A 24521-nucleotide genomic window follows, 5' to 3' on the forward strand; every position below is an offset into this window, starting at 1 on the left:
CCCGCCGCCCGACCAACTATTGCCGTCGCCAGATGATGGAACGGCCCGAGCCGGTTCCCGTTCAATTCGTCAATTGGTGACCCTTAACCGCCGGGAGAATCAGACAAACCAAGATTGAAAAGGCTCATCGTTCTGCGGGCGATGGACGTCATCGTTCACAAATTCGGCCGCAAGGACGTGAGTGCCGCCCTGCTCGGCTTCGGCGACTGCCTGGAGGAGCTGCGCAGGTTGTGCACCGAGCTCGATCTCGACGACTACGTCACGTTCACCGGCAGGGCTGACGCGAACATGATTCGGGACTATCTGTCCACCGCCGCGGTCGGTCTCAGCCCTGATCCATACAACGAGCTGAACGACATTTCCACGATGAACAAGACCATGGAATACATGGCGCACCAGCTCCCGGTCGTGACCTTTGACCTCGCGGAGACCCGGGTCTCCGCGGCGGACTCCGCCGTGTACGTCGAACCGGGTGACATCACCGCGTTCGCCACCGCCGTCTGTGAGCTCCTCGACGACGCGGACCGGCGCAGCGAGCTGGGCGAACGCGGCCGCCGCCGGGCAGTCGAAGTGCTGGACTGGGCCGCCCAGGCCAGGGCCTACGTCAGCGTGTACGACCGGCTGCACGGCATCACCCGCTCCGACGGGACGTCCGCCGTGCCGGCGCCATCCGTGCGGGTTCCCACCCCGGCCCGCGTGTCGAAGGGCTCCGAGGTCGAGGCGGCCGGAAGCTCCGCCGGGCAGGCGCTGCGCCCATGAGCATGGCGAGGAACGTCCGCCGACTCATGGTGGAGTCGCCGAACTCGCTCGGCGCGCGCAGCCGCGGCCGCCGCTGGGAGCGAGTGCGTGAGTTCTTCCCGAGCATCGATGACATGCGGGTCATCGATCTCGGTGGGACCGTCGACTTCTGGCTGCGGCTCGACCGCCGGCCGGCGCACGTCGTGGTGATCAACCTCGACAAGCCCGCCGAGCCCGCGCCACCCGACATCACGGTGATCGTCGGCGACGCGTGCAACCCACCGCCCGAAGCCCTCGTCGGGGACTTCGACCTGGTCTTCTCGAACTCGGTGATCGAGCACGTGGGCGGGCATGCCAACCGGCTCGCCTTCGCGGACGTGGCCCGGCGGGTCGCGCCGATGCACTGGGTGCAGACACCGAACCGCTACTTCCCGCTCGAGCCGCACTGGCTCTTCCCGGGCTTCCAGTTCCTGCCCGTGGCGGCGCGGGCCTCCGTCGCGCAGCACTGGCCGCTCGCGCACACGAAGTCGCGGACCAGGCAGGACGCGCTGAGCGCGACCATGTCGACCGAGCTGATCGGCCGGACCGAGCTGAAGGCGTACTTCCCCGACTCCGACATCGTCGAGGAGCGGACGGGGCCGCTCACGAAATCGATCATCGCAGTCCGCCCGGAGGTTCCCGGAACCGGCAGCGCCACGCGCACGACGGCAGACCCTGGTGGAGGCCCGGCGCGGTGAGACTGCCGGAAGGACGAGCTCGGCGTGGTGCGGCCATCGGCGCCGTGCTCTGCGTCGTGCTCGTGGGTGTCCTGATCGGCGCGCGTCTCGCGGGCGTCGGAACGGGCGATGACAACGAGGGCGCCTCGAGCCGACCACAGCTGGTGGTCGGCTCGACCGGCGCGCTCGACGACGCGCTGGTCGCCGACCTGTACGCGCGGGAGCTCAACGACCACGGGCACAACGCGGTCGTCCGCACCTTCGAGAGCCGTGACCAGCTGATGTGGGCTCTGGAGGAGGGGACCGTCGACCTCGCGCCGACCTATCTCGACGAGCTGCGCGACGGCCTCGCCGAACAGGCCGGCAGCGGGGTGCAGACGACCCCCGCCCTCGGCTCGAACGTCGCCGAGGTCACCGGCCTGATGCAGGCCCTGACCCAGCGGAAGCTGATCGCCTACCCCACCGCCCCCGGCGGGCGTACGCCAGCGTTCGCGGTAACCGCGGCGACCGCCGAGCAGGCCCACCTGAGCACCCTGTCGGACCTGGCCGCACCGGGCGTGGCGAGCGGACTGACCCTCGGCGCGCCGGCAGCCTGCCAGGCCTGGGCGGGATGCCTGCCGGCGCTGCGGGACTCCTACGGCGTCGGCTTCGGGCAGGCGAAGGAGCTTGACGACGGTGGGCCCGGCACGATCCGCGCCCTGCTCGACGGAACCGTGCAGGTGGCACTCGTCTACGGCTCGGATCCCGCGGTCGCCGCGAACAAGCTGGTCCTGCTGCAGGACGACCGGCACCTGCTCCCCGCCAACAACCTGCTGCCGCTGGTGCGCATGGACGTCGCCAACCTCGAGCTCCAGGGCCTGCTGTACCAGGTCACCCAGACCGTCACCACCGCGAACCTGCTGGAGCTTCAGCAGCAGGTGAACGCGGCACCCGACGGTCGCGCCCGCGCCATCGAGAGCTATCTCGACAAACACGTCCAGACTGGTTGATCGCCAGATGACCAGCGGCAGGGAACCAGTCATTCTGGTCGCGGCCTCCGGGCTGGCCAGGGAGACCGCCGAGGCCGTCCACGCGGCGGGCGGCTACGAGCTCGCCGGGTTCGTCGACGACAATCCGCAGCGGTGGGGCACCGAGGTCGATGGGCTGCCGGTCCTCGGCGGCCTGGAGGCCATCTCGGCACGGCCGTCGGCCCGGATAGTGCTCTGCCCCGGGCCCGGGTGGGCTCGCCGACGGCTGGCGCACCGGCTCGCCGCGGCGGGCGTCCCCGAGGAGCGCTACGCGACGATCATCCATCCGACGGCGGCCGTGGCGAGATCCTCGGAGATCAGCCCCGGATGTGTCCTGCTCGCCGGGGTCGTGCTGACGGCGTCCGTGCGGCTGGGCCGACACGTGGTGATCATGCCGAACACCGTTCTCACCCACGACGACGTCGTCGACGACTACGCCACGCTGTGCGCGTCGGTCTCGCTGGCCGGGTCGGCGCGAGTGGGATCAGGCGCCTATGTCGGGGCCGGGGCGCTGGTGCGGGAGGGCGTCGCCATCGGGGCCTGGTCGACGCTGGGCATGGGCGCCGTCGCCCTGCGGGATGTTCCGGATGGCGAGGTCTGGGTCGGGAATCCGGCCCGCTTCCTGCGGCGGGCGGCGCTCCCGGGCGACCAGCCCTCGGCGACCAGCCCCTCCTAGCCCTCCAGCAGGCCCTGCAGATAGACGCCGTAGCCGCTCTTCGCCAGCGGCGCCGTCAGCGCCCGCAGCTCCTCGTCGGTGATGAATCCCTCACGCCAGGCGACCTCCTCGACACAGCCGATCTTCAGGCCCTGCCGTTCCTCGATGACCTGGACGAACTGGGCGGCCTGCATCAGGGAGTTGAACGTGCCGGTGTCGAGCCAGGCGGTACCCCGGTCGAGCAGGTGCACGTTGAGCTTGCCGCGGCGCAGGTACTCCTGGTTGACCGCGGTGATCTCCAGCTCGCCCCGCTCGCTCGGCTTCGTCTCCTCGGCGATCTCCAGCACCGAGTTGTCATAGAAATAGAGACCGGTGACGGCGTACCTGGACTTCGGTGCCACCGGCTTCTCCTCGATGGAGATCGCACGCCGCCGGCCATCGAACTCGACGACGCCATAACGCTCTGGATCCGAGACGTGATAGGCGAAGACCACGCCGCCGTCCGGATCGGTGTAGCGCTTCAGCTGGTCACCGAGGCCGACCCCGTAGAAGATGTTGTCGCCGAGAACGAGGGCGACCTTGTCGCGGCCCACGAAATCCGCGCCGATAATGAAGGCCTCGGCCAGGCCTCTCGGCTCGTCCTGGATCGCGTACTCGAACTGGCAGCCGATCCTCGACCCGTCGCCGAGCAGCCGCTGGAACTGAGCCTGGTCCTGCGGAGTGGTTATGACCAGGATCTCACGGATCCCCGCGGCCATCAGCGTCGAGAGCGGATAGTAGATCATGGGTTTGTCGTACACCGGCATGAGCTGCTTGCTGACCGCGTGGGTGATGGGATACAGCCGGGATCCGGTGCCGCCCGCGAGAATTATTCCCTTCATACCAGCTGCCGCCCGCCTTTCGGCGCCGATCCCCACTGATCGGCGCGAGGTCCTCCGCGCATTACCCGCACCTTCACGCCGACGCCTCGAACGGACGCGCGTCCGCCAGCGGCACGTGCCCGCGGTCCCGCTCCGAGATCACGGCCTTGTCCAGCGGGATCGGCCAGTGCACGCCGACCTCCGGATCCGCCAGGTTGACAAACACGTACTCGTCGTACTGATCGGCACTCCAGTGGCGGTTCACACTGTAGAGGTAGTAGGTGTCGTCCACCAGTGTCTGGAACGAGTTGGCCACCCCCCGCGGCAGGAAGACCGCACGGCCGTTATCGATCTCCACCGTGACGACCCGCCCGAAGTTCTCGCCCCGCCGCAGGTCGAGAAAGGCGCAGAAGACCTGGCCGGCGACCACCGAGATATATTTGTCCCACGGCTCGGCGTGAAAGCCTCGGGTAACCCCGGCCTGCCGGTTGTACGAGACGCTGGTCTGGACCACCTCGAAGGATTCCGGCAGCCCGGCGGCGACGAGTTTGGCCCGATGGAACTTCTCCTGAAACCAGCCACGCTCGTCACCGATGCTCGTGATATCGAAGACGAGCAGCCCCGGAATCTCCGTCTCCCGGGCAGTGAACTCGGTTGTTGCCACGGCCATGCGAAACTCCCCCTCGCGTCGTCGGTCGCACCACGAGAGCAGCCTGCCTGGCCGAGACTCTCCGGGTGCGAACCGTCCCCCTGACGCTTGCCTGGCGAATCATAAACCGGCTCGCCAGCCGGATGCCGGCGGGACGACGCACCGGTGGGACCATCGGTTCTTCCGGGACCGCTCCTTTGTTCGGACGTACCTGATGGGACCGAGCCTGGTGGGACGGACCTCGGTGCCCACCGCTCCAGTGTCCCGTGCGGGGCCGCTGCCGCCGGGTGTTTCGCCCTGGCGCGTCTGGCCACCGGTTACCGCTCAGCTCTCGACAGCCGCCTCGGCCTCGGCCTCGGCATCGGAGTCACGCGTCGCGATGACCGCGTCGTAGACCTGGCGGGGTGTGACGCCGTTCTCGGCGGCGACGGCCTTGCGCGCCTCCTTCGGCGCCATGCCACCGGCGATGAGACGCGCGACGGCGGCGGCCAGGGCCGCAGGCCCCACCGCACCCCCGCCCGCGCCTTCCTCCACCGCACCCGCACCCGCGACCCCGGCCGCTCCGCCGGCGCCACGTCCACCGCCACCGCCGCCTGCACCGGCACCTGCGATCACCAGAGTGAACTCACCGCGGATCACCCGACCGTCGGTCGCCCACTCCACCAGGCCGGCCAGATCGGTCCGGACGATCTCCTCCCAGGTCTTGGTCAGCTCCCGGCACAGCGCCGCACGCCGGCCACCACCGAGGACGTCCGCGAGGTCGCGCAGCGCCGCCAGCAGGCGGTGCGGGGACTCCAGGAAGACCATCGTCCGGGGTTCCGCGGCCAGTCCACGCAGCCGGGCACGGCGCTCACCGGCCTTGCGGGGCAGGAATCCCTCGAACGTCCACCGGTCCGAGGGCAGCCCGCTGACCGCCAGCGCCGCCGTCACCGCGGACGGGCCGGCGACGACCGTGACCGCGACCCCGGCCCGCGCCGCCGCGGCCACCAGGCGGTACCCGGGGTCCGAGACACCCGGCATGCCCGCGTCGGTGATCAGCGCGACGGTGCGGCCGGCGAGCAGCTGCTCGGTGAGCATCTCGGCGCGTGCGCCCTCGACCGCGTCATAGCAGGAGACCACCCGCCCCCCGATGGTGATCCCGAGCGTGTGCGCGAGGCGGCGCAGCCGCCGTGTGTCCTCGGCGGCGACGATGTCCGCGCTCGCGAGCACCTCGCCGAGGCGTGGACTGGCATCCCGAGGGTCGCCGATCGGGGCACCGCACAGCACCAGGGTCCCGGACACCCGACCAGTCTGCCAGGACCCAGGACCTAGGCTGATCGCGTGACGGCGACGACGGCGCAGCTTCCCCGACCCGAGACCGGGCCGTCCGGGTCGCCCGGCCCGGGGGGACCGGCCGGGCGCGCGCGGGTCACACCCGATGGCTCCGCGACGCCCGGTGTCACCGCGCGCGAGCGGCTGTACCGACCGATGCCGACCGACCGGTTCGTCGGCTGGCTCGCGCCGGTGCTGCTCGCGGTGGCCGCCGGCGTCCTGCGCTTCTGGCGCCTCACCGAGCCCCGCGGGATGTACTTCGACGAGATCTACTACGTCAAGGACGCCTGGGGTCTGATGACCGCCGGCTACGAGATCGACTCGAACACCTGCAACGGGCCCGCGTACGTCGTCCATCCACCGTTCGGCAAGTGGCTGATGGCCGCGTCGCAGTGGCTGTTCGGCTACGTCGACTGCGGCGGCGCCGCGCACGGCAGCCCCGAGCTGGGCTGGCGCTTCTCGTCCGCGCTCGCCGGGACGCTGGCCGTCCTGGTGCTCGCCCGCACCGCCCGCCGGATGTTCCGCTCGACGGTGCTCGGGTGCTTCGCGGGGCTGCTGCTGGCGCTGGACGGGCTCGAGTTCGTCCAGAGCCGGATCGGCATCCTCGACATCTTCCTGATGACGGGCATCGTCGTGGCCCTGGCGTGTCTGGTGCTCGATCGCGACCACGGCCGCCGGCGGCTGGCCGACCGGCTCGACCGGGTGGCGGCCGGCGCGGCCGGCGCGGGCTCGGCGGCCGATGCCCGGTACGGGCCCAGACTCGGCCTGCGCCCCTGGCGAGTGGCCATGGGGGTGGCGCTCGGGGCCTCGCTCGGGGTCAAGTGGAGTGCCCTCTACACCGTGATCGGTTTCGCCGCGCTCGCCCTGGCGTGGGACATCGGTGCCCGACGCACGGCCGGGGTGCGCTCACCCGTTCTGGGCGCGCTGCGCCGCGACCTGCCCGGCTGGCTGGTGGGCTTCGTCATCCTGCCGATAGTGACCTTCCTGGCAACCTGGACGGGCTGGTTCGTCACCGACGGCGGCTGGAACCGCCACGAGCACGGTGACGGCTTCGTCAACGCCTGGTGGAGCTGGTGGGACTACCAGCGGGACGTGCTCAGGTTCCACGAGGGGCTCTCGGACAGCCACCCGTTCCGCTCGACGCCGATGAGCTGGCTCGTGCTCGGCCGCCCGATCGCCTACTTCTACAGCTCCCCCGCGTTCGGGGCCGAGGGCTGCACGGCGCCCGGCGGCTGCTCACGTGAGGTCATCGCCCTGGGGAACCCGGCGATCTGGTGGGGCGGCACCGCGGCCCTGGTCGGCTCGCTGGCGCTGTGGGTGCGCCGCCGCGACTGGCGGGCGGCGCTGGTGCTCGTCGGCTTCGGTTCGGCGTTCCTGCCCTGGCTGCTGCTCCCCAGCCGGACGATGTTCTTCTTCTACGCGCTGCCGAGCCTTCCGTTCCTGGTGCTGGGGCTCACCGCGATGGCAGGCCTGGCCCTTGGGCCGCGGGACGCCACCGAGGCCAGGCGGCTCGGCGGCGCGCTCTCGGTCGGCGTGTACACGGTCATCGTGGTCCTGTTGTTCGCCTACTTCTACCCGATCCTGGCGGCAGAGGTGATTCCTTATTCATCCTGGCGAATGCGTATGTGGTTCCCGGGGTGGATCTGACCCGGTTTCGGCAGCGTTGCGTTCCAGGCCCGGCACGCAGCGCCCCGGACACCCCCGCACGGGCGGCGCCACCCGGCCGCATTACGCGCCAGATCGACCGGAACAGACCACAGCCGTGTCCCAAGTCACCTTTACCGAAAACTCGCCGCCGTGCTGACAACGCCCCGAAGTGGGAGCATCACCCAGAGATGACACCGGCTGAATCGGGTCGACACGGGGGAGACACTTTCAACCATGGGAAGTCACCGAAAGTCCATGCCGTCCGCGACTAGCAGCATCGCCTCACCCGAGAAAGAGGGGGGTCACGAACGAGCCGACAACCCGATCAGGGATCGTGGATCGGTCACCACGTCCCTTGGCCGCAAGGACGGGGATGCCCAGACGGGTCCCCGCGGCACGATCGGCCACCGGCCACGGGTGTCCGGGGGACCCGAACTGGGAGGAAAGACCATGGCGGATGTGTCGGTACGCTTCGCAATGACCGATGACAGCGAGATCGTCCTGAACCTCTCGCTCACCCAGGCGATCCGGCTCACCGAAGCCATCGCGTCGAAGGTCAGCCAGGCCATGACCGAGCAGCCGCGCGCGGGCATGAACGGCAACGCCTACGGCCCGGGAGTGCGCCCGGGGCCGTACTCGACGTCCTGATTTCTCCTGGCGCCGTCGGGGCGCCCGAAAACCGCGTCCGGTCGCAGCTCCGGGCGACGCTCCGGCACACCCGGCACACCTGGCCCGCCCGCCGACGCCACGACGACGGCGTCGGAGCCTGGCGGGCCCGGCATGGTGTGCCGGGCCGCTGACCCGACCGTGAAGTCGGAGCCGACGACCGCGATCCCGTTTCCGGCCAGCGGTGCGCCGGCCGGTCGGCCGGGGCGGGCCGGTACGGGCGGGCTCTGGATCGGCGAACTCTGATTCGGCCTCACCTGGCCTGGCTGTACCTGGCCGGGCTGGGTCTGGCCGGGCTGGGTCTGGCCGGGCTGCGCCGACGGCCCGGGCTGCGCCGACGCCGATGCCTTCGTGTGGTCGGGCCCGGTGAGCTCCGCGATCAGCGCGTTGAGCAGCTGGAGATCCCGGCGGCGCAGCTCGGCCAGCGAGGCCGCGTCGGAGTGGCCTGGCGTGAGAGCGGCCCGCACCCTGCTGAGCGCGCTGCGCAGCGCCCCCAGTGCCTCGGGGGCGAGCAGCCCCTCCCGCAGCACCAGCACCACCTGCCCGCCGTGATCGACGACGTCGCAGGGCTGGCTCATCTGCATCGTGACGACACGCAGGCCCATCGGCGCCTCCTGGTCATAGACCAGGCAGAGCTTGTCCTCCGCCAGCACCTCCGCGGATCCGTCGTCCCACAGCACGGTCGCGCGGGCACACGGCGACGTGGCCACCGGCATGGCGTCGACACGAACGCCGTCCTGGGCCGCCGGCGCCTCCTGCCGCTGCACCGGATGAACCGACAGCACGGTCCCACGCCGGGACCACACTCCACCGCCAAGGTCATCCACCGGGAAGACCCGGTCGCCGCGAGCGAACATGACAAGGCCGGCTCGACCGTCCTCGATGGTCGGCCACTGCTTGGTCATGCGGCGATCGTAGGGCGCGCGCTCCGGGCCTGGATACCCGAGACCCCGGGCAACACCGCCACGCCGGCGTGACACCACATCGCACCAAGATCGACCAAGGGCGACTTCACTGTCAGAACAGGTATTTCAGGTGATTCCGCGCAGTTGCGCGACCCGGCCGCGCGCCGGCACCGCCGACAACCCCATCGGGTAGTCGGCGGCACCTTCGGCGCCCCCATCCGTCCCGGCATGCGGGGTGGTTCGGCCGCCCGGGCGAGGTACCTTCGGCTGACCCCGCCGATGTGGACCGAGGACCTCCCGCACCCGCCCGCCGCTCCGGCCACGCCCGGACCTCCCACGCGCGGAGAACTGCATGCCCGGATCCGACCATCCACCGAGCAGCTACCCATCGAACGGTTACCCGCCGATCGAGGAACACGCGGTCATCGGCGACCTGCGCACCGTGGCCCTCGTCGCCACGGACGGCACGATCGACTGGTACTGCCCGCAGCGTTTCGACGGTGCCTCCGTCTTCGCGAGCCTGCTCGACGCCGACCGCGGCGGATCCTTCCGCATCCACTGCTCCCGGTCCAAGGCCAAGCAGCTCTACCTGCCCGACTCCAACATCCTGATGACCCGCTTCCTCACCCCCCATTCGGTGGGCGAGGTGGTGGACTTCATGGTCCCGGTCGACAACGACCTCACCGAGACGCCTCACGTGATCGTCCGGCAGGCACGCGCCGTGCGCGGCACCGCCGGGTTCAACCTGCGCTGCGACCCCCGTTTCGACTATGGACGGGCGTCGCACACGGTGACCCTGGTGCCCGGGGCCGGGGCGGTCTTCGAGTCGGCCGCCGGCACCCTCGTCCTGCGTACGGCTCTGCCGCTGCAGGTGGAGGGCACCGCGGTCACCTGCGCGTTCGAGCTGGCCATGGGCGAGACGTCCGAAATCGTGCTGGAGTGGAACTCGCGGATCCGGCCGCTCGCGCCCGGCGAGGCGGACGAGATGTTCGCCCGGACGCTGTCGTACTGGCAGACCTGGCTGCGCAGGGGCCGCTACCAGGGCCGCTGGCGGGAGATGGTGCTGCGGTCCGCCCTGGTCCTGAAGCTGCTCGTGTACCGCCCGACCGGGGCACTCATCGCGGCCCCGACCACCTCCCTGCCGGAGGAGCTCGGCGGGGTGCGCAACTGGGACTACCGCTACACCTGGATCCGCGACGCCGCGTTCACGACCTACGCGCTGATGGCCCTCGGTTTCACCGACGAGGCCGCGGCCTTCATGGACTGGCTGGAACAACGCTGCAAGGAGGCACCTCCGGGCCGCGGGCTGCGCGTGCTCTACAGCGTCGACGGCAACGCCGACCTGGACGAGATCGTGCTGGACCACCTCGCGGGCTACCGCGGATCCAAGCCGGTCCGGATCGGGAACGGCGCCGCCGACCAGCTCCAGCTGGACATCTACGGCGAGCTGATGGACTCGGTCTACCTGTACAACAAGCGGGTCCCGATCTCCTTCCAGCTCTGGGAGGCGCTCGGGCGCCAGCTCGACTGGCTCGGCCGGCACTGGGAGCAGCCCGACGAGGGGATCTGGGAGACCCGTGGCGGGCGGCAACGGTTCACCTACTCCGCCGTCATGACCTGGGTGGCGTTCGAGCGGGCATGCCGGATCTCCCGGCAGCGCGGCCTGCCCGGCCCCACCAACGACTGGAAGGAGCACGCCGGCCGGGCCTACCGCTTCGTCCAGAACGAGGCCTGGGACCCGCGCAACGGCGCCTACATGGAGTTCCCAGGCTCACCACGGCTGGACGCCTCGCTGCTGTGCATGCCGCTGGTGAAGTTCTCCGGCCCCACCGACCCCCGGTTCCTCTCGACGCTGGACCGGGTCGGCACCGAGCTCGTCAGCGACAGCCTGGTCCGGCGCTACGCCGCGGACGGCAGCGACGGCATCACCGGTGACGAGGGCACGTTCAACCTGTGCTCGTTCTGGTACGTGGAGGCGCTGACCAGGGCCGGGCGCATCACCGAGGCCCGCATGGTCTTCGAGAAGATGCTCACCTACGCCAACCATGTGGGCCTCTACGCCGAGGAGATCGGCCCGTCCGGCGAGGCCCTGGGCAACTTCCCGCAGGCGTTCACCCACCTGGCGCTGATCAGCGCGGCGATCCATCTGGACCGCGCACTCCCCTAGCCGCCCACCACCGCGCCTGGCGGTTGCCACCGGGCAAGATCATGGAATTTTGGTCGTCAGGACGACCAAAATCCCTTGATCTTCCGATTCTTCAGCGCCTCCAGCTCCCCATGGTCGCCGGGCGACATCGGATGGTGGCCAAATCCCGTCAATGCCCCCATGGTCCGTGGCCACGCCAGTAGTTGGCCGAGACCGGGCCTCGCGGGATGGACCGCGCGGGCGGCGTGCGCGGGCGGCGCGGGCCCGTGTGTTGTCTTACCACGGACATCTCGCCGGATTCCGCGGTGAGGTCACCTATCGTGACATCCCGATCGGGCAGTGCGCTCATGCCCGGCAGGCGCCGGTCCGCCGGCTGGACGCGTCGGACCGAGGAGGCCCAAGGGTGAACCGCGCGCACTTTCCCGGCGACCGGGATCCGCGCCACGGCGGTTTCGGCAGCGGCAGCGGTTTCGGCAGCGGCAGCGGCAGCGGTCCAGGCGATGGTTCCCACGGCGGCTCCGACGAGGCTGTCGACGGGCCCACGACCGTGCTCGGCGGCTCGGCGACGCCCGGGGCTCCGCCGGACCATGCCCGCCCCGCCCAGCCGCCCGGCCGGGCCGCACGACCCTCAGCCCGCCCAGCCCGGCCCGGGCCGGCTCCAGCTCCGGCTCGGCCAGGGCCGCCACCGGCTCTGGCTCCGGCTCGGCCAGGGCCGCCGTCGGCTCCGGCGCGGCCGGTGCCACCTCCGCCCCGCCCGGCCGCGCCGCCGGCACCGGCACCCGCCGCGGCCGGGTCTGCACGAGTCGGCGAGCCGCCCGTCCGCGGTGACCTCACTCCCCAGCTGCTCGAGACGTCGGTGTGGACGGATCGCATGCTGGCCGAGGCGGGCATCCCCGTCCACGACACGTCACTGGTCACGGTCGGTGGCGGGATCGGCTCGTTCGTACTCGTGGACTATCTGCGTATCGCGGGGGCTCCGACCTCGGCGATCCGGGTGCTCTCCAACATCGACCACCCGTGGCAGACCTACCGTTACCTGACCCGGGTGTCCCAGATCCCCGACCACGAGCGGATTCGTTCGGATTCGGGGTCGACCCCGGACAACATCTGGGCCTTCCCGTCCTACGCCGTGCGCGAGGCGTTCGCCGCCCGCAGCCTGCGGGGCTTTCTCGCGCCGCTGTGGCAGGTGGCCACCGAGCCGGTGTTCTCGGACTACTTCACCCCGAGAATCGGCTCGGTCTTCGAAAGCATGGCGCGGGAGGCGGACCGGATCTCCTACCGGGAGATGCTGGTCTCCGGTCAGGTGCGCATGGTGCGCCGCCGTGCCGATGGCGGCTACCTGACGATCATCACACCGCCCAAGGGCCACGCCTCGACCCGCCGGGTGGCGTTCCGCAGCCAGCACGTCCATCTGGGCGTCGGCTACCCGGGCCTGAAGTTCCTTCCGGACCTGCAGGAGTACCGGTCCCGCTACGGGGACGTCCGGCGGGTCGTCAACGCCTATGAGCCCCACGAGCATGTCTACGACGAGCTCATCCGGCGGCCGGCGACGGTGGTCGTCCGCGGGGCCGGCATCGTCGCCTCGCGCATTCTGGACCGGCTGATCACCGACCGCGACCGACACCAGGCCGGGACGCACATCGTGCACCTGTTCCGGACCTACGTCCGGGGCTCCCACGGCCCGAGCGTGTTCATGCGCCGCCGCGGCGGCGACGGGTGGGCCTACCAGGGCTTCAACTATCCGAAGTCGGTCTGGGGCGGCCAGCTCAAGGCCCGCATGCGAACGCTCGAAGGCGACGAGCGCAAGGCGCTCTACGACACGATCGGCGGGACGAACACCCCCCGGCGGCGCCGGTGGCAGGCACAGCTCGCCCGCGGCCGGCACGAGGGCTGGTACGTCACCAGGGTCGGCGAGGTGGAACGGCTCGCCCCCGGAACGGACGGGACGGTCGTCACCCGCGTCCGCACCGCCGACGGGATGCTGGAGATCCCGGCGGCCTACGTCATCGACGCCACCGGCCTCGTCGCCGACATCCGGGAGCACCGGGTCCTGGCGGACCTGCTCGACCACTCCGGCGCCGGCCACAACCCGCTCGGGCGCCTCGATGTGGAACGGACCTTCGAGGTCCGCGGCACACGCAGCGGCCCGGGGCGGCTCTACGCGTCGGGCGCGGCGACCCTCGGCGGCTACTTCCCGGGCGTGGACACCTTCCTGGGACTGCAGATCGCCGCCCAGGAAATCTGTGACGACCTGGCTTCGCAGGGATTCGTACCCCACCTGGGGGTAGCACGTTCGGTGTCCCAATGGGCGCGCTGGATGCGCAACCAGCCGGTCTGACGTCGTACCCGATCGGAGAAATCGAACCATGGTGCCGACACTGGCCGGACGACTTCAGACCCGGCTGTTCCTGCTCGCCACTGTCGGCGTTGTTCTGACAGTCCTGGTCACTCCTTTGCTGCCCGTCGACGCACCGCTCGGCACCGCCTACCGGGCGAGTTTCGGTGTGCTGTTCGCTGTCGCCCTGCTCGGGCTGGGCTGGGAGCTCGCCTACCACGGCCTGCAGCAGTTCCGGTGGGAGAAGGACTGGCCGACGATGTTCGGCCTGCTCACAGCCCTGAACGAGGGACTGCTGGTCTGGCTGGCGGTGCGGGCGGACGCGGTACCGGGCGCGGCCGGGCTGGCGGGCAGCGCCTTCGTGATCCATTTCGGGGTCGTCTGGGTCGGCGTGTGGCTCTGTGCGAACGGCCCGATGCGCGTCCCGTTCCTGCGGTGGCGCTTCCACGGCGGGCGCCTGCTCTGACCACCGTCCCGTCGACATCCACAAATGTGGCCCTTCAGGTGCTCTGGCGATTACGTCGCGCCCGGCCAGGTCGCGCTACCACGGCGGCCCGCCGGGCCGCACAGACGGCCCGACCGAGCGTGCAGAAGAGACATATCGGGTTCCCGCGGCGGTCAACGCGGCAGGATAAGTACCGTACGACGCGCGCGGGTGCCGCTAGTCTGAAGATCGGTACCGTTTGCACCACGCGGGTAAGCGGCGAAGGGCGAGGCAATGGCGGGACTAGACCGTTTCCGGGTCGTGGTCGGGGCAGGCAACAGTGGGCAGCCGGGCGTGGTCGTAAGGCTGCCCGGTGTGCTTGTCGTGGCCTCCGTGGCCCGGCCCGAGACCATCGAGACGACCAAGCGGCTGCTCGCCCTGTGCGCGGACGCCGCCGGTGAGGCCAGCGCGACGGGTACCGCGCTCGTCCGTCAGGCCGGCGCGCTGCTGTTCAACACCGAAGCCGAGCGGGTGCCCGCCTTCGGCCTGCTCACGACGTCCAACAACCGCATCCTCGTGCTCATCCACGGAGCCATGGACGTCGTCGCCACCGGCCCCACACCGGTCGCCCTCTCCGGCATGGACTCCGCGATCTGGGTCGACCGCCTGCTGCCAGCCGAGATCTCCCGGGTGGACATCGGCCCCACCGACACGCTGCACGGCGCGCCCCGCTCCGGCTTCACCGGTCTCGACGACCTCGGCTTCCCGCTGGATCTGCGGATCGGCGCGGTGCCCGGCATCGGGGTCAGCCTGATCTCGGCCGACGCCAGCCCGCTGACCGCGTCCTCCGCCGCCGCGGGCGCCGACGGGTTCCTCGCCGGGTTCGACTCACCGCGCGAGCCGATGACGGGGGCCGCCCCCATCCCCACTCCGGGCACTCGGCTGCCCGACCCGCTGTCGACCGCACCGCCCCCGCTGATCCCGCTGCGCAGCCAGGACGACGAGGTCCACCGCAGGCTCGTGGCGGCGGCCGAGCCGACGCAGGCGGCGGACTTCGACGAGCTCGACGAGGATCCCCCGACCGCGCTCGCGGAACACGAACTGCTCGCGCGCCGGCAGCGGCACGACGATCTCACCGACGACCTGGACGACGACCAGGACGCCGTCACCCAGCTGCCCGGCGACCAGAGCTTCACGGTGTCGGATCTGATCGAGGACGACGACGCCGCGACGATGCTGCCCGACGCGGCGCAGCCGCAGGTCGAGGGCATCCTGTGCGCCCACGGTCATTTCAACCATCCGCTGGCCCCGTACTGCGCCGAATGCGGTATCTCCCTGGCTCAGCAGACGAACCGGACGGTCCTCGGCCCGCGCCCGCCGGTCGGCGTCCTGGTGTTCGACGACGGGCAGACCGTCAACGTCGACATGGACCTGGTCATCGGGCGCCAGCCCGACCGGGACGAGGCGGTGCGCGCGGGCAACGCCCGGCCGCTGCCCGTGGAGGACGGTGAGAGCGCGGTCTCCCGGGTGCACGCCGTCATCACGCTGAACGGGTGGGACGCCGTGATCACCGACCGTGGATCGGCGAACGGGACCTACATCGCCCCGCCGGAGGCGACGGTGTGGACTCCGCTGAGCCCGCACCAGCCCGCGCCCCTCGTGCCCGGCACCCGGGTGCAGGTCGGCAAGCGGACGTTCGTCTTCAACTCGCACATTCAGATCTGAGGGCCGTCCGGCCCGTGGCAGGCAGGCCGTCGGCCCGCCCGCCACGGGCCGGGTGACCTGCCGCGCTCCTGGCGCTTCGCCCGTCACCCATGCCCGCCCATGGGTCACACTGGATGGCGATGAACCGAGCCGACGAGGACCGAGGCGCGTCCGCCATGCCACCAGCGAGCAAGACCACCGACGGAGCGACCGAGGGTTCCGAGGTCACCGATGCCGAAGGGCCGGCGGCTGACCTGCCGGCCGATCCCGCGGCTGGCTCCACGGCCGACACCGCGGCTGGTTCCACCGCCGGCACCGCGGCTGGTTCCACGGGCGGCACCGCTGCTGGTTCCGCGGTCGCCGACTACCGCGCACCCGTCTGGGTCCGGCTTTGGTGGACTCCGCTCGTCCTCTTCGCGGTCGTCGGTCTGCTCGCCGCCGGTGCCGGCATCCGCGCGCTGATCGACCGGCCGCCGGCCGACAGCTCGGTTGACGTCGGCTTCGCCCGGGACATGTCCGAGCACCACTCGCAGGCCGTGCAGATGGCGATGGTCGAGTTCAGCCACGGCGGCGACGCCGCGATCCGCAGCGTGGCGCAGGACATCGCCCTGGGCCAGCAGCGGGAGATCGGCATCATGGCCACCTGGCTGTCAGGCTGGGGCCGTACCGAGACCGCCGCCCGCGAGCCCATGGCCTGGATGGCCGGTGACAGCGGCGACGGCGGCCACAGCGCGCACGAGGGCATGGACATGGGCGCCGGCGCCGAGGCTGACGCCGGTTCCGCGGACATGTCGGTCCGGATGCCGGGGATGGCGAGCGAGGCCGAGCTCGCCCGGCTGGCGGGCGCGAGCGGCCGGGATCTCGACATCCAGTTCCTGACCCTGATGATCCGCCACCACCGCGGTGGCATCGAGATGGCCCAGTACGCCTGGTTGCACGCGGACAGCGACAAGGTGCGCGCACTGGCTCGGGCGATGGTCGGCAACCAGGACAGGGAGATCACCCAGATGCAGGCCGACCTCGAGCGTCTCGGCGCTCCCCGGGCCTGAGTGGCCTGAGCGGCCTGAGCGGAGGGCCCGTCCACCCGTTTTGCGGGCACTTTGTATCGTCATATCTGACCTACCGGAAGAGTTGGGCACCCGCTTCCGATCCGGGCGCGCCGCCGCACGGACCGACGCCCGGCGACCGGTCCCTCCTCCCCAACGGTGTGAGACCTCAGCGTGCCTGACATGTCCCTGGGCCAGCCCTCGCCGGCGACCCGTCTCCCGCTTCTCGCGCGGGCACGGTCGCGGGCAGGGTCACGCCCGCGGGCACGGTTTTCCGGGATCGCCTGGCCCGGGTCGCGCGTGATCCGGATCGAGCTGCTCGCCGGCCTGGTCACGGCGCTGGCGCTCATCCCGGAGACGATCTCGTTCTCCGTCGTCGCCGGGGTGGACCCCAAGGTCGGCCTGTTCGCCTCCTTCACGATCTCGGTGGTCATCGCGGTGACCGGCGGGCGGCCCGCGATGATCTCGGCGGCGGCCGGGTCGATGGCGCTGGTCGCGGCTCCGCTGGTGCGCGACCACGGCCTGGACTACCTGCTGGCGACCACGATCTGTGTCGGTGTGACGATGTTCGTCCTCGGCCGCCTGGGCGTCGCGCGGCTGATGCGCTTCGTGCCCCGCACCGTGATGATCGGTTTCGTCAACGCGCTCGCGATCCTGATCTTCACTGCGCAGATGCCTCATGTGCTCGGCGAGTCCCCCGCGGTGTACGCGCTGGTGGCCGCGGGTCTGGCCATCCTGCTCGTCGTTCCCCGCCTGACCCGGGCCGTCCCGCCGCCGCTGGTGGCGGTGGCGCTGCTGACGCTGACCACGGTCGCCTTCGACCTCTCCGTGCCCACGGTCGGGGACGAGGGCAGCCTGCCCAGCTCGCTGCCCGTGCCAGGGCTCCCGTCGGTGCCGATGACCTGGGAGACGCTGCGGATCATCGGCCCGTATGTCGTCACGCTCACCGCCGTCGGCCTGTTGGAGACCCTGCTCACGGCGCAGATCGTCGACCGGATGACCGACAGCACCCACGACGCGAACCGGGAGTCCTGGGGCCTCGGGATCGCCAACATCGTCAACGGGTTCTTCGGGGGCATGGCCGGCTGCGCCATGATCGGCCAGACGATGGTCAACGTCTCCTCCGGCGGACGGACCAGGCTTTCCACGTTCTCCGCTGGTGCGTTCCTGCTCCTGCTGGTGGTCCCGCTGCGGGCGATCGTCGGTGTGATCCCGATGTCGGCTCTCGTCGCGGTCATGATCCTGGTCTCGGTGATGACCTTCGAATGGCGCAGCGTGGCCCCGGCCACCCTGCGGCGGATGCCACGCTCCGAGACCCTGGTGATGGTGGCGACCGTGGCGGTGGTCGTACCGACCCACAACCTCGCCTACGGCGTGCTGGTCGGGGTGGTGCTGTCGGCGTTGTTGTTCACGCGCCGGGTCGCCCACCTCGCCAAGGTCACGAGCGTCCTGGACCCGGAGGGCGGCGAACGGATCTACGCCGTCAGCGGCCCGCTGTTCTTCGCGTCCTCGAACGACCTGGTGACGGCCTTCGACTACGCCCACGACCCGGCGCGGGTCGCCATCGACCTGTCCGAGGTGCAGATCCTGGACTCCGCCGGCGTCGCCGCGCTGGACGACGTCCGGCAGAAGTTCGGCGACCGCGGGATCACGGTCCGGTTCGCGGGTGCGAGCGGAGCGACGGCGACCATGCTCACCCGCTTCTCGGCGACGGAACCCGCCGCGCTCGCCACCGCACCCGGCCGCACCGAGGGCGCTGAGGCCGCCTCCACGGCAGCGGCCGCGCCCGCGCCCGCGCCCGAAATGACATCCGACGCGAACAGGGACGTCCCGGACGGCGGGCCGGATCCGGGCTCCGCGCGCAGGTAGGCCGATCCCGAACCGCCGCGCCCTCGACACGCCCCCGACGCGGCGCCATCAGGTTTTACTCAGGTTGTATGTGCAACATTGCCGCCAGCGACAGTCGGACCTGACAAGGCGGGTGCTCGGTGGCAGAAAGTACGCCCCACAGAAAGCGGCGCTGGCCGCTTCTCATCGTCGGCGCGGTGGTGGCCGTGGCCGTTCTGGTCGTTGGCGGCACCGCGTTCTACATCAACGTCATCAAGGAGGACGCGCCGGAGGAGTTCTCGCTCGATGACCAGTCCGCCGGCACCTCGACCGGCAGCGGCTCGGCGTCCACCGGAGGCGGCACCGCCGTCTCGACCGCACCCGGCGCCGCCGACGGCACCTGGAAGGTGACCGACGGATCCGAGGCCGGCTACCGCGTCGAGGAGGTCCTCTTCGGCCAGAAGACCACGGCTGCGGGCCGCACCTCGGACGTCTCCGGAACGATGACCATCGCCGACGACGAGCTCACCGAGGCGGCGTTCGAGGTCAAGATGGCCACGGTGCGCAGTGACGAGGACCGCCGCGACAACCAGTTCCGCAACCGGATCATGGATGTCGACGCCTACCCGACCTCGGAGTTCACCCTGACCAGCCCGGTCGATCTCGGCTCGCTGCCGGCCGCGGGCGAGAAGCGCACATACAAGGCCACCGGAACCCTGACGCTGCGCGGCAAGCCGCGCGAGGTGACCATGGACCTGCAGGCCCAGCGCTCCGGCGAGCAGATCCAGATCGTCGGCCAGATCCCGGTGACCTTCGCGGACTGGGACATCCCGAACCCGAGCGTTCCGGGCATCTCGACCGAGGACCACGGAATCATGGAGGTCTCGCTGAAGCTCGCGCGCGACGAGGCGACCCAGTAAGTCCTACGCGAGCACGCCTCACCCGATTACCGACCTCACGGCACCTGACAGCACAGCACCTGGCCGCACAGCACCTGGCCGGGCCGCACGGCTCACGCCTCGGCGGCGATCGCCGTCCGCTCGGGCTCGGCGCGGCGCTGCTCGGAGACGGCCAGGGCGGCTGCCGCCTGGCGGTTCGGCAGGAGCACCGCGATCAGGCAGGCGAGAATCAGCAGTCCGGCAGCGATCCAGAATCCAAGCGCATACCCCGAGGTCAGCGCCTCGGCCGGCGTCACACCGGCGGCAAGGCGGCCGTCGGTGTGATGGTCGGCGATGGTCGTCAGCGCCGCCAGGCCGACCGCGGCACCGATCTGCCTGCCGGTGTTGAGCAGCCCCGAGGCCAGGCCGGCGATCTGCGGCGGCACACCGGACGTCGCCGCGGTGGTCACCGCGACCATGTTCACGCCCATGCCGAGGCCGATCAGCACGAGTGGCCCGAAGACCTCCGCCCAGTAGGAGCCGCCGGCGGACAGGTTGCCGAGCCAACCCATGCTCAGCGCACCGATCGCCGAACCCATGATGATCAGTGGCCGTGGGCCGACGCGCCCGATGATCCGTGAGCTGAGCTGCGAACCACAGATGATCATGATCGGCATCGGCAGCATCGCCAGGCCGGCCTCCAGCGGGCCCATGTTCTGGATCCGCTGGAGATACAGGGTGAGGAAGAAGAACAGCCCGAACATGACGGTCCCGATCACCATGATGATCAGGTTCGCGTAGCGCAGGGCCCGCCGGCGGAAGACCCCCAGCGGAACCAGTGGGTTCGCCGTCCGCGCCTCGATGGCCACGAAGACGGCGAGCAGGACAGCGGCGGCGATCAGGCAACCGACGGTGACCGGCGAGCCCCAGCTGCTGGACTCGGTGCGCACGATGCCGTAGACCAACGCCACCAGACCCGCCGTGACGGTGATGGTGCCGGGAATGTCGAGATCCTTCGCTCCGCGGGCCTGGCCGCGGGACTCGGTGAGCGCCACCCGCGCCCCGACGACCAGCGCCACCCCGATCGGGACGTTGACGAAGAAGACCCAGCGCCAGTCCGCGATCTCGGTCAGCACTCCCCCGGCCAACGCACCGAGGGCACCACCACCCGCCGCGGTCGTGCTCCACATGCCTAGGGCGCGGGTCCGCTCCCGCGGATCCGGGAACGAGGTCATCAGCACGCTCAGGGTGGCCGGCGCCAGCACCGCCCCACCCAGCCCCTGCACCGCACGCGCGACGATCAGCGTGACCTCGCTGGTGGCGAGACCACCCGCGAGGCTCGCGAGAGTGAACACCGCGAGCCCGGTGATGAACGTCCTGCGCCGCCCGAACAGGTCCGCGGCACGCCCGCCGAACAGCAGCAGACCCGCGAACGCGAGGGTGTACGTGTTTAGAACGTCGTAGCATCATGGTATGGAATTTCCCCCGCTGGCCCCCTTGCCCCAATGGCCCGATGCCGACCCCGCCCTGTGGTACGGACGGATGTCTGACCTCGACAAGGACGCCCGTATTCCGGACCAGTTCGCCCGAGGCCAGAAGTACGCCGCCGTGACTGGCGAATACTGGATCGCCGGGGCGTGGGCCGATGACGGCATCTCAGCGTGGCGGGAAGACGTGGTCCGGCCCGAGTTCGAGCGGTTCCTGTCCGTCCTACGCGCCGGGAAGTATCAGCTGGTCGTGGCGTGGGAGGAAAGCCGGATCACCCGCGATCCGGTCGTCGGAGCCGAGTTCGGCAAGATCATGCAACGGGTCGGTGGCCGCCTCATCGTGACCGATGGGGAGAAGGCCACGACCTACGATTTCCGCAGGCAACGCGACCGTGACTCATGGCACGGCGCCGTGGGGAAGTCCGTCAGTGATTCGGGGCTGAAGTCCGAGCTGATCAAGCGGAAGTTGGACGCGAAGCGCGAAGCCCTGGAGTTCATGGGTGGCCCCGTGGGGTTCGGGTGGTCCCAGACGATCACCCGGAAAGGCAAGAAGATCGTCACGGTGTGGTCCGTCGATGAGGAGCAGGCCCGCTGGCTACGTGAGGCCGCGCAGCGTATCCGTGAAGGTGAGGCCGTTCTCAAGGTCTCGGATGACTTCTACGATCGTGGACTACGGATCCCGCACCGGCGCACACGCCCGGATGACACGATGGAAGCCGGCAGCCTGACGCGCGCCAGCCTCTCCGCGATGCTGCGTAACCCGAGGATCGCTGGTCTGTTCGCGACGGGAAACGTTCACACAGGGTGGACCGTGGTGGGCCCGATGGTGAATTTCCCCGCGATCCTCACCGAGGAGGAGTGGCGGGAGACGTGCGCGGCGTTGGAAGCGGTCACGACCCGCAAGGGCACCGGTACGGCCGTCAAGCACACGTTCGCCGGGTACTACGTGTGCCACAAGTGCAGGCGTTCGCTGGTCAGGAACTCACCCCGCGCGTACGCACTGTGGCGGCATCGTCTCGGGAAGAGCCGTGAACACTTCGAGTGTGACCAGTCGTTCCACATCAACGCCGCTGATGCCGACGACCTGATGACCCGTCTGGTTGACGAGTACCTACGCCGCCGCGTGTGGGAGAAGACAGGCGACGTCGCGGACGGCGACGAGTTGAAGGCCGAGCGGACCGAGAAGGAACGCGAACTGGCCGACCTTCCCCGCGCGATCGCCGCCAAGGAGATCAGTCTGCGGTTGGGTGGCCAGCTCGAAGCCCAGTACGAGACCCGGCTACGGGAGATCGACGCCGAGCTGGCCCGCCGTGCGCGTCTCGTGACCGTGCTGGACGGAGCGGAAGCGCTCCGGTTGTGGCGCGGCGGCACGCTCACGGAGAAACGCCGCGTGCTGTCGACGATCATCGTGAAGATCGTTGTCATTCCCGGGAAGGAGCTTCCGTTGCGGGAACGGCTGGACCCGCAATGGCGCTATCCCGGACCCGCCTGAGGGCCACCGTCGATGTTCCGCGCGGGTTTCGGTGCGAGTGCGGTCACGATCGCCGCCGCCATCAGCGCCGATGGTTCCGGAGCCCGCGCGAGTTGAGCCGCGATCCACCGCGCATCCGCCTCAGCCTCAGCGTCACGGTCGGTATCTGGAGTACCGGCCGAGGGCCTGGAGACCGACCGGCCCGAGGACCGACCACGCCGCCGCCCAGCAGCACCAGGCCCACGACCACCATCCGTCCCCGACTCACACGACGTCACCCGCTCAGCCCCGATATCCCGCCGACCGCCCTGCGACGACGCCCGTCGACGTACAGCCCACCCACCCACCCCCGCCACCACCGTGTCCGTCGTCTCACTCGCACCCCCACCGGTCGTGAGCAACGACGAAGAACAATCGGCACCTTCGGTGCTCGTCTCCTGGCCAGCCACCAGCCCACCCGGGACCACCGGCCCCGAACACGCATCGTCGAGGTCATCGAACAGCGACGGCTGAACAGAACCTCCGGAACTCATCGTTCGGCCCGCCACGTGCCCACCGGGCCAGCAGCCGCCCGTGACGATGGCAACTCGGGAGGGTCAGCCCCGTACCCGCCGAGATGCAGCCCCCGACCGGCATACGTCCACGCCCCGAGAACGATCGTGTTCTCATCACCCTCCAACCGGCCGAAAGCGTCCACCGGGATCCGGCCCGCCATCGCCGCGCCGATCGTGCGCGACCACACCCGCCGCACCGTCCGCAACGCGGTGAACGTCGTCGAGTACCGCCGGGACTTGGTCAGCCAGTGGCCGCCGAACCCGAAGCTGTGCGACCAGCGGACCAGCCGGGGCACATCGCCGGATTCCCGACCCAACGCCGCGTCCAACGCAGCCGCGAACACCGCGTCACGACCCAGCCGCCAGCAGGTCTCCACCAGCCGCCGCAGGTGCGGGGGCAGCGTCAGCCGTGCCAGCGCGGCGAGCGACCGTACCGGACGATCCAGAGCGCCGCCGGCAGCCGCCGACTTGGTGATGTACTTCGCCAGATAGTTCGCCACCGCACCGCCGGCCGCCGCCCCGTCCAGCGTGATCCGACGGATGTCGACCTGCGCCCCCCAGCGCACCGCCCACCCATCGGCACGCCCGTCGAACGTCCCGGCGTCCGGATCGGGAGCCGGTACCGCAACCGACCCGACGACGCCCCGCAGAGCATCCGCGACCAGCTCACCGGCCGCCCACCCCGGAGGAGCAGAGCCGGGCCCGCCGGGACCGTCGACCCGGACGACCACATGCAGGTGCACCACACCCCGCGCCTGCATTTCCGCGACCTTCACGAAGCTCATCCGGGCCGAGCGGCGTAGCCCCGCCACGGTCAGACCGGCCGCCGCCGCCACCGCGGATTCCGTCGCGTCCCGCGTGACCTTCCACAGCTTCGGAACCAGCGCGTTCCACACCACCGACCGGCCGTAGCCGTAGCAGTCGCCGCACAACGGCGACCCGAGCCGGGAATCCGCCTCATGATGCCGCTCATGACAGCCCGCCGGACGCCCGTGCGGGCACAGGCCCCGCCGGGGGTGACACGCCCGCACCGGCCCGGCCTTACCGCCCTTCTGACGGCGGGAATGCACCGGCCCGAAGGACGGCGCCGTCAACGTCACGAACCACGCCGGATGCCCAGTGACCGTGTCCGGCACGCCCTTGCCACCCGCGAGCCCGGCCAGGACCAGCCGCCGGGCGTCCCGCTTGTACACCGCCGAACAAGCCGGGCACGCGGACTCCCGCCGGTTGCCGCACCGCACATGCAGCACCCCGCCGGGTTGATCCGAGCTGGTGAACGACCGGCGGATCTCACCGGTAGCGGTATCGACATGGTCGACATGTCCCGACAGGCGAATCGGACGGGAACAGCCACCCGCGACCGGCCGGTTTTCGGGCAGGCTCACGCCCACATCCACGGAAAACACACCGCGCCCTTTCGCCCGCACAGCCCCCACCAGCCCAGACCCGGAAACCTCACAGGTCAGGCCAGCCGGAGACACACGGAAAGAAAGCA

Annotated in this window: 19 protein-coding genes and 1 pseudogene; 14 read left to right on the forward strand and 6 right to left on the reverse strand. The window is 70.5% G+C overall.

Translation table 11 applies throughout. The features are described from left to right. Window positions 1-141: 141 nt before the first annotated feature. Genes ACG83_RS39410 through ACG83_RS39425 form a run of 4 tightly spaced genes read left to right on the forward strand, consistent with a single transcriptional unit; the run spans window position 142 to window position 3137 of the window. On the forward strand, window positions 142-759 hold the full coding sequence (locus ACG83_RS39410) for a glycosyltransferase (RefSeq protein ID WP_235498481.1): 618 nt from the start codon (window positions 142-144) through the stop codon (window positions 757-759). Then, window positions 756-1475: a class I SAM-dependent methyltransferase gene (locus tag ACG83_RS39415; protein WP_200931467.1), complete on the forward strand. Its 720-nt coding sequence runs from the start codon at window positions 756-758 to the stop codon at window positions 1473-1475. Before ACG83_RS39410 ends, ACG83_RS39415 begins: the two co-directional genes overlap by 4 nt. Beyond that, window positions 1472-2443: a glycine betaine ABC transporter substrate-binding protein gene (locus tag ACG83_RS43415; RefSeq protein WP_158230808.1), complete on the forward strand. Its 972-nt coding sequence runs from the start codon at window positions 1472-1474 to the stop codon at window positions 2441-2443. Before ACG83_RS39415 ends, ACG83_RS43415 begins: the two co-directional genes overlap by 4 nt. A 7-nt stretch (window positions 2444-2450) precedes the next feature. Next, window positions 2451-3137, forward strand: a complete 687-nt coding sequence (locus ACG83_RS39425; RefSeq protein WP_054571368.1) for an acetyltransferase — start codon at window positions 2451-2453, stop codon at window positions 3135-3137. On the opposite strand, the gene rfbA is transcribed toward ACG83_RS39425, so the two are convergent. The 3 genes from rfbA to rsmI form a co-directional block, all read right to left on the reverse strand. After that, the gene (rfbA, locus tag ACG83_RS39430) at window positions 3134-3997 is read right to left on the reverse strand and encodes a glucose-1-phosphate thymidylyltransferase RfbA (RefSeq protein WP_054571369.1); all 864 of its coding nucleotides are present in this window, start codon (window positions 3995-3997) and stop codon (window positions 3134-3136) included. The two genes, ACG83_RS39425 and rfbA, sit on opposite strands and share 4 nt — an antisense overlap. 73 nt (window positions 3998-4070) lie before the next feature. Continuing rightward, entirely contained in the window at window positions 4071-4646 is a 576-nt protein-coding gene (locus tag ACG83_RS39435; RefSeq protein ID WP_054571370.1) for a dTDP-4-dehydrorhamnose 3,5-epimerase family protein, read from the reverse strand. A gap of 303 nt (window positions 4647-4949) precedes the next feature. Further along, on the reverse strand, window positions 4950-5906 hold the full coding sequence (gene rsmI, locus ACG83_RS39440; protein WP_054571371.1) for a 16S rRNA (cytidine(1402)-2'-O)-methyltransferase: 957 nt from the start codon (window positions 5904-5906) through the stop codon (window positions 4950-4952). Between the two features lie 39 nt (window positions 5907-5945). Here rsmI and ACG83_RS39445 point away from each other — a divergent pair, with 39 nt between their 5' ends. Both ACG83_RS39445 and ACG83_RS39450 read left to right on the forward strand, forming a co-directional pair. Next, window positions 5946-7583 carry a dolichyl-phosphate-mannose--protein mannosyltransferase gene (locus ACG83_RS39445; RefSeq protein WP_054571372.1) on the forward strand — a complete coding sequence of 546 codons (1638 nt, stop codon included), beginning with the start codon at window positions 5946-5948 and terminating at the stop codon, window positions 7581-7583. A 450-nt stretch (window positions 7584-8033) separates the two neighbouring features. Further along, window positions 8034-8231 (forward strand): hypothetical protein, encoded by a 198-nt coding sequence (locus ACG83_RS39450; protein ID WP_006541195.1) that lies wholly within the window; start codon window positions 8034-8036, stop codon window positions 8229-8231. Here the strand turns inward: ACG83_RS39450 and ACG83_RS39455 are convergent. Then, window positions 8189-9154 carry a hypothetical protein gene (locus ACG83_RS39455; RefSeq protein ID WP_054571373.1) on the reverse strand — a complete coding sequence of 322 codons (966 nt, stop codon included), beginning with the start codon at window positions 9152-9154 and terminating at the stop codon, window positions 8189-8191. The genes ACG83_RS39450 and ACG83_RS39455 overlap by 43 nt on opposite strands. Before the next feature lie 352 nt (window positions 9155-9506). Here ACG83_RS39455 and ACG83_RS39460 point away from each other — a divergent pair, with 352 nt between their 5' ends. The 7 genes from ACG83_RS39460 (at window position 9507) to ACG83_RS39490 (ending at window position 19556) form a co-directional block, all read left to right on the forward strand. Then, on the forward strand, window positions 9507-11321 hold the full coding sequence (locus ACG83_RS39460; RefSeq protein WP_054571374.1) for a glycoside hydrolase family 15 protein: 1815 nt from the start codon (window positions 9507-9509) through the stop codon (window positions 11319-11321). A gap of 715 nt (window positions 11322-12036) precedes the next feature. Then, window positions 12037-13638 (forward strand): hypothetical protein, encoded by a 1602-nt coding sequence (locus ACG83_RS39465; protein WP_235498482.1) that lies wholly within the window; start codon window positions 12037-12039, stop codon window positions 13636-13638. A gap of 28 nt (window positions 13639-13666) precedes the next feature. Further along, complete coding sequence (locus tag ACG83_RS45670) at window positions 13667-14101, forward strand: hypothetical protein (protein ID WP_006541190.1); 435 nt, start codon at window positions 13667-13669, stop codon at window positions 14099-14101. A 252-nt stretch (window positions 14102-14353) separates the two neighbouring features. Further along, the gene (locus ACG83_RS39475) at window positions 14354-15784 is read left to right on the forward strand and encodes an FHA domain-containing protein (RefSeq protein ID WP_054571376.1); all 1431 of its coding nucleotides are present in this window, start codon (window positions 14354-14356) and stop codon (window positions 15782-15784) included. 119 nt (window positions 15785-15903) lie between these two features. Next, entirely contained in the window at window positions 15904-16812 is a 909-nt protein-coding gene (locus tag ACG83_RS39480; RefSeq protein WP_054571377.1) for a DUF305 domain-containing protein, read from the forward strand. A 297-nt stretch (window positions 16813-17109) separates the two neighbouring features. Next, on the forward strand, window positions 17110-18678 hold the full coding sequence (locus tag ACG83_RS39485; protein ID WP_054571378.1) for a SulP family inorganic anion transporter: 1569 nt from the start codon (window positions 17110-17112) through the stop codon (window positions 18676-18678). Between the two features lie 119 nt (window positions 18679-18797). Beyond that, a complete protein-coding gene (locus tag ACG83_RS39490) occupies window positions 18798-19556 on the forward strand; it encodes a YceI family protein (RefSeq protein ID WP_054571379.1) in 759 nt (252 codons plus the stop codon). 92 nt (window positions 19557-19648) lie between these two features. Here the strand turns inward: ACG83_RS39490 and ACG83_RS39495 are convergent. Then, window positions 19649-20971 (reverse strand): annotated as a pseudogene (locus tag ACG83_RS39495) (MFS transporter); the annotation flags it as partial. A gap of 85 nt (window positions 20972-21056) precedes the next feature. On the opposite strand from ACG83_RS39495, the gene ACG83_RS39500 reads away from it, so the two are divergent. Next, a complete protein-coding gene (locus ACG83_RS39500) occupies window positions 21057-22493 on the forward strand; it encodes a recombinase family protein (protein WP_054564871.1) in 1437 nt (478 codons plus the stop codon). Between the two features lie 508 nt (window positions 22494-23001). Here the strand turns inward: ACG83_RS39500 and ACG83_RS39505 are convergent. After that, window positions 23002-24411: a replication initiator gene (locus tag ACG83_RS39505; RefSeq protein ID WP_369812849.1), complete on the reverse strand. Its 1410-nt coding sequence runs from the start codon at window positions 24409-24411 to the stop codon at window positions 23002-23004. Between the last annotated feature and the right edge of the window lie 110 nt (window positions 24412-24521).

This window comes from Frankia sp. R43 (assembly GCF_001306465.1).
Taxonomy (GTDB): domain Bacteria; phylum Actinomycetota; class Actinomycetes; order Frankiales; family Frankiaceae; genus Parafrankia; species Parafrankia irregularis.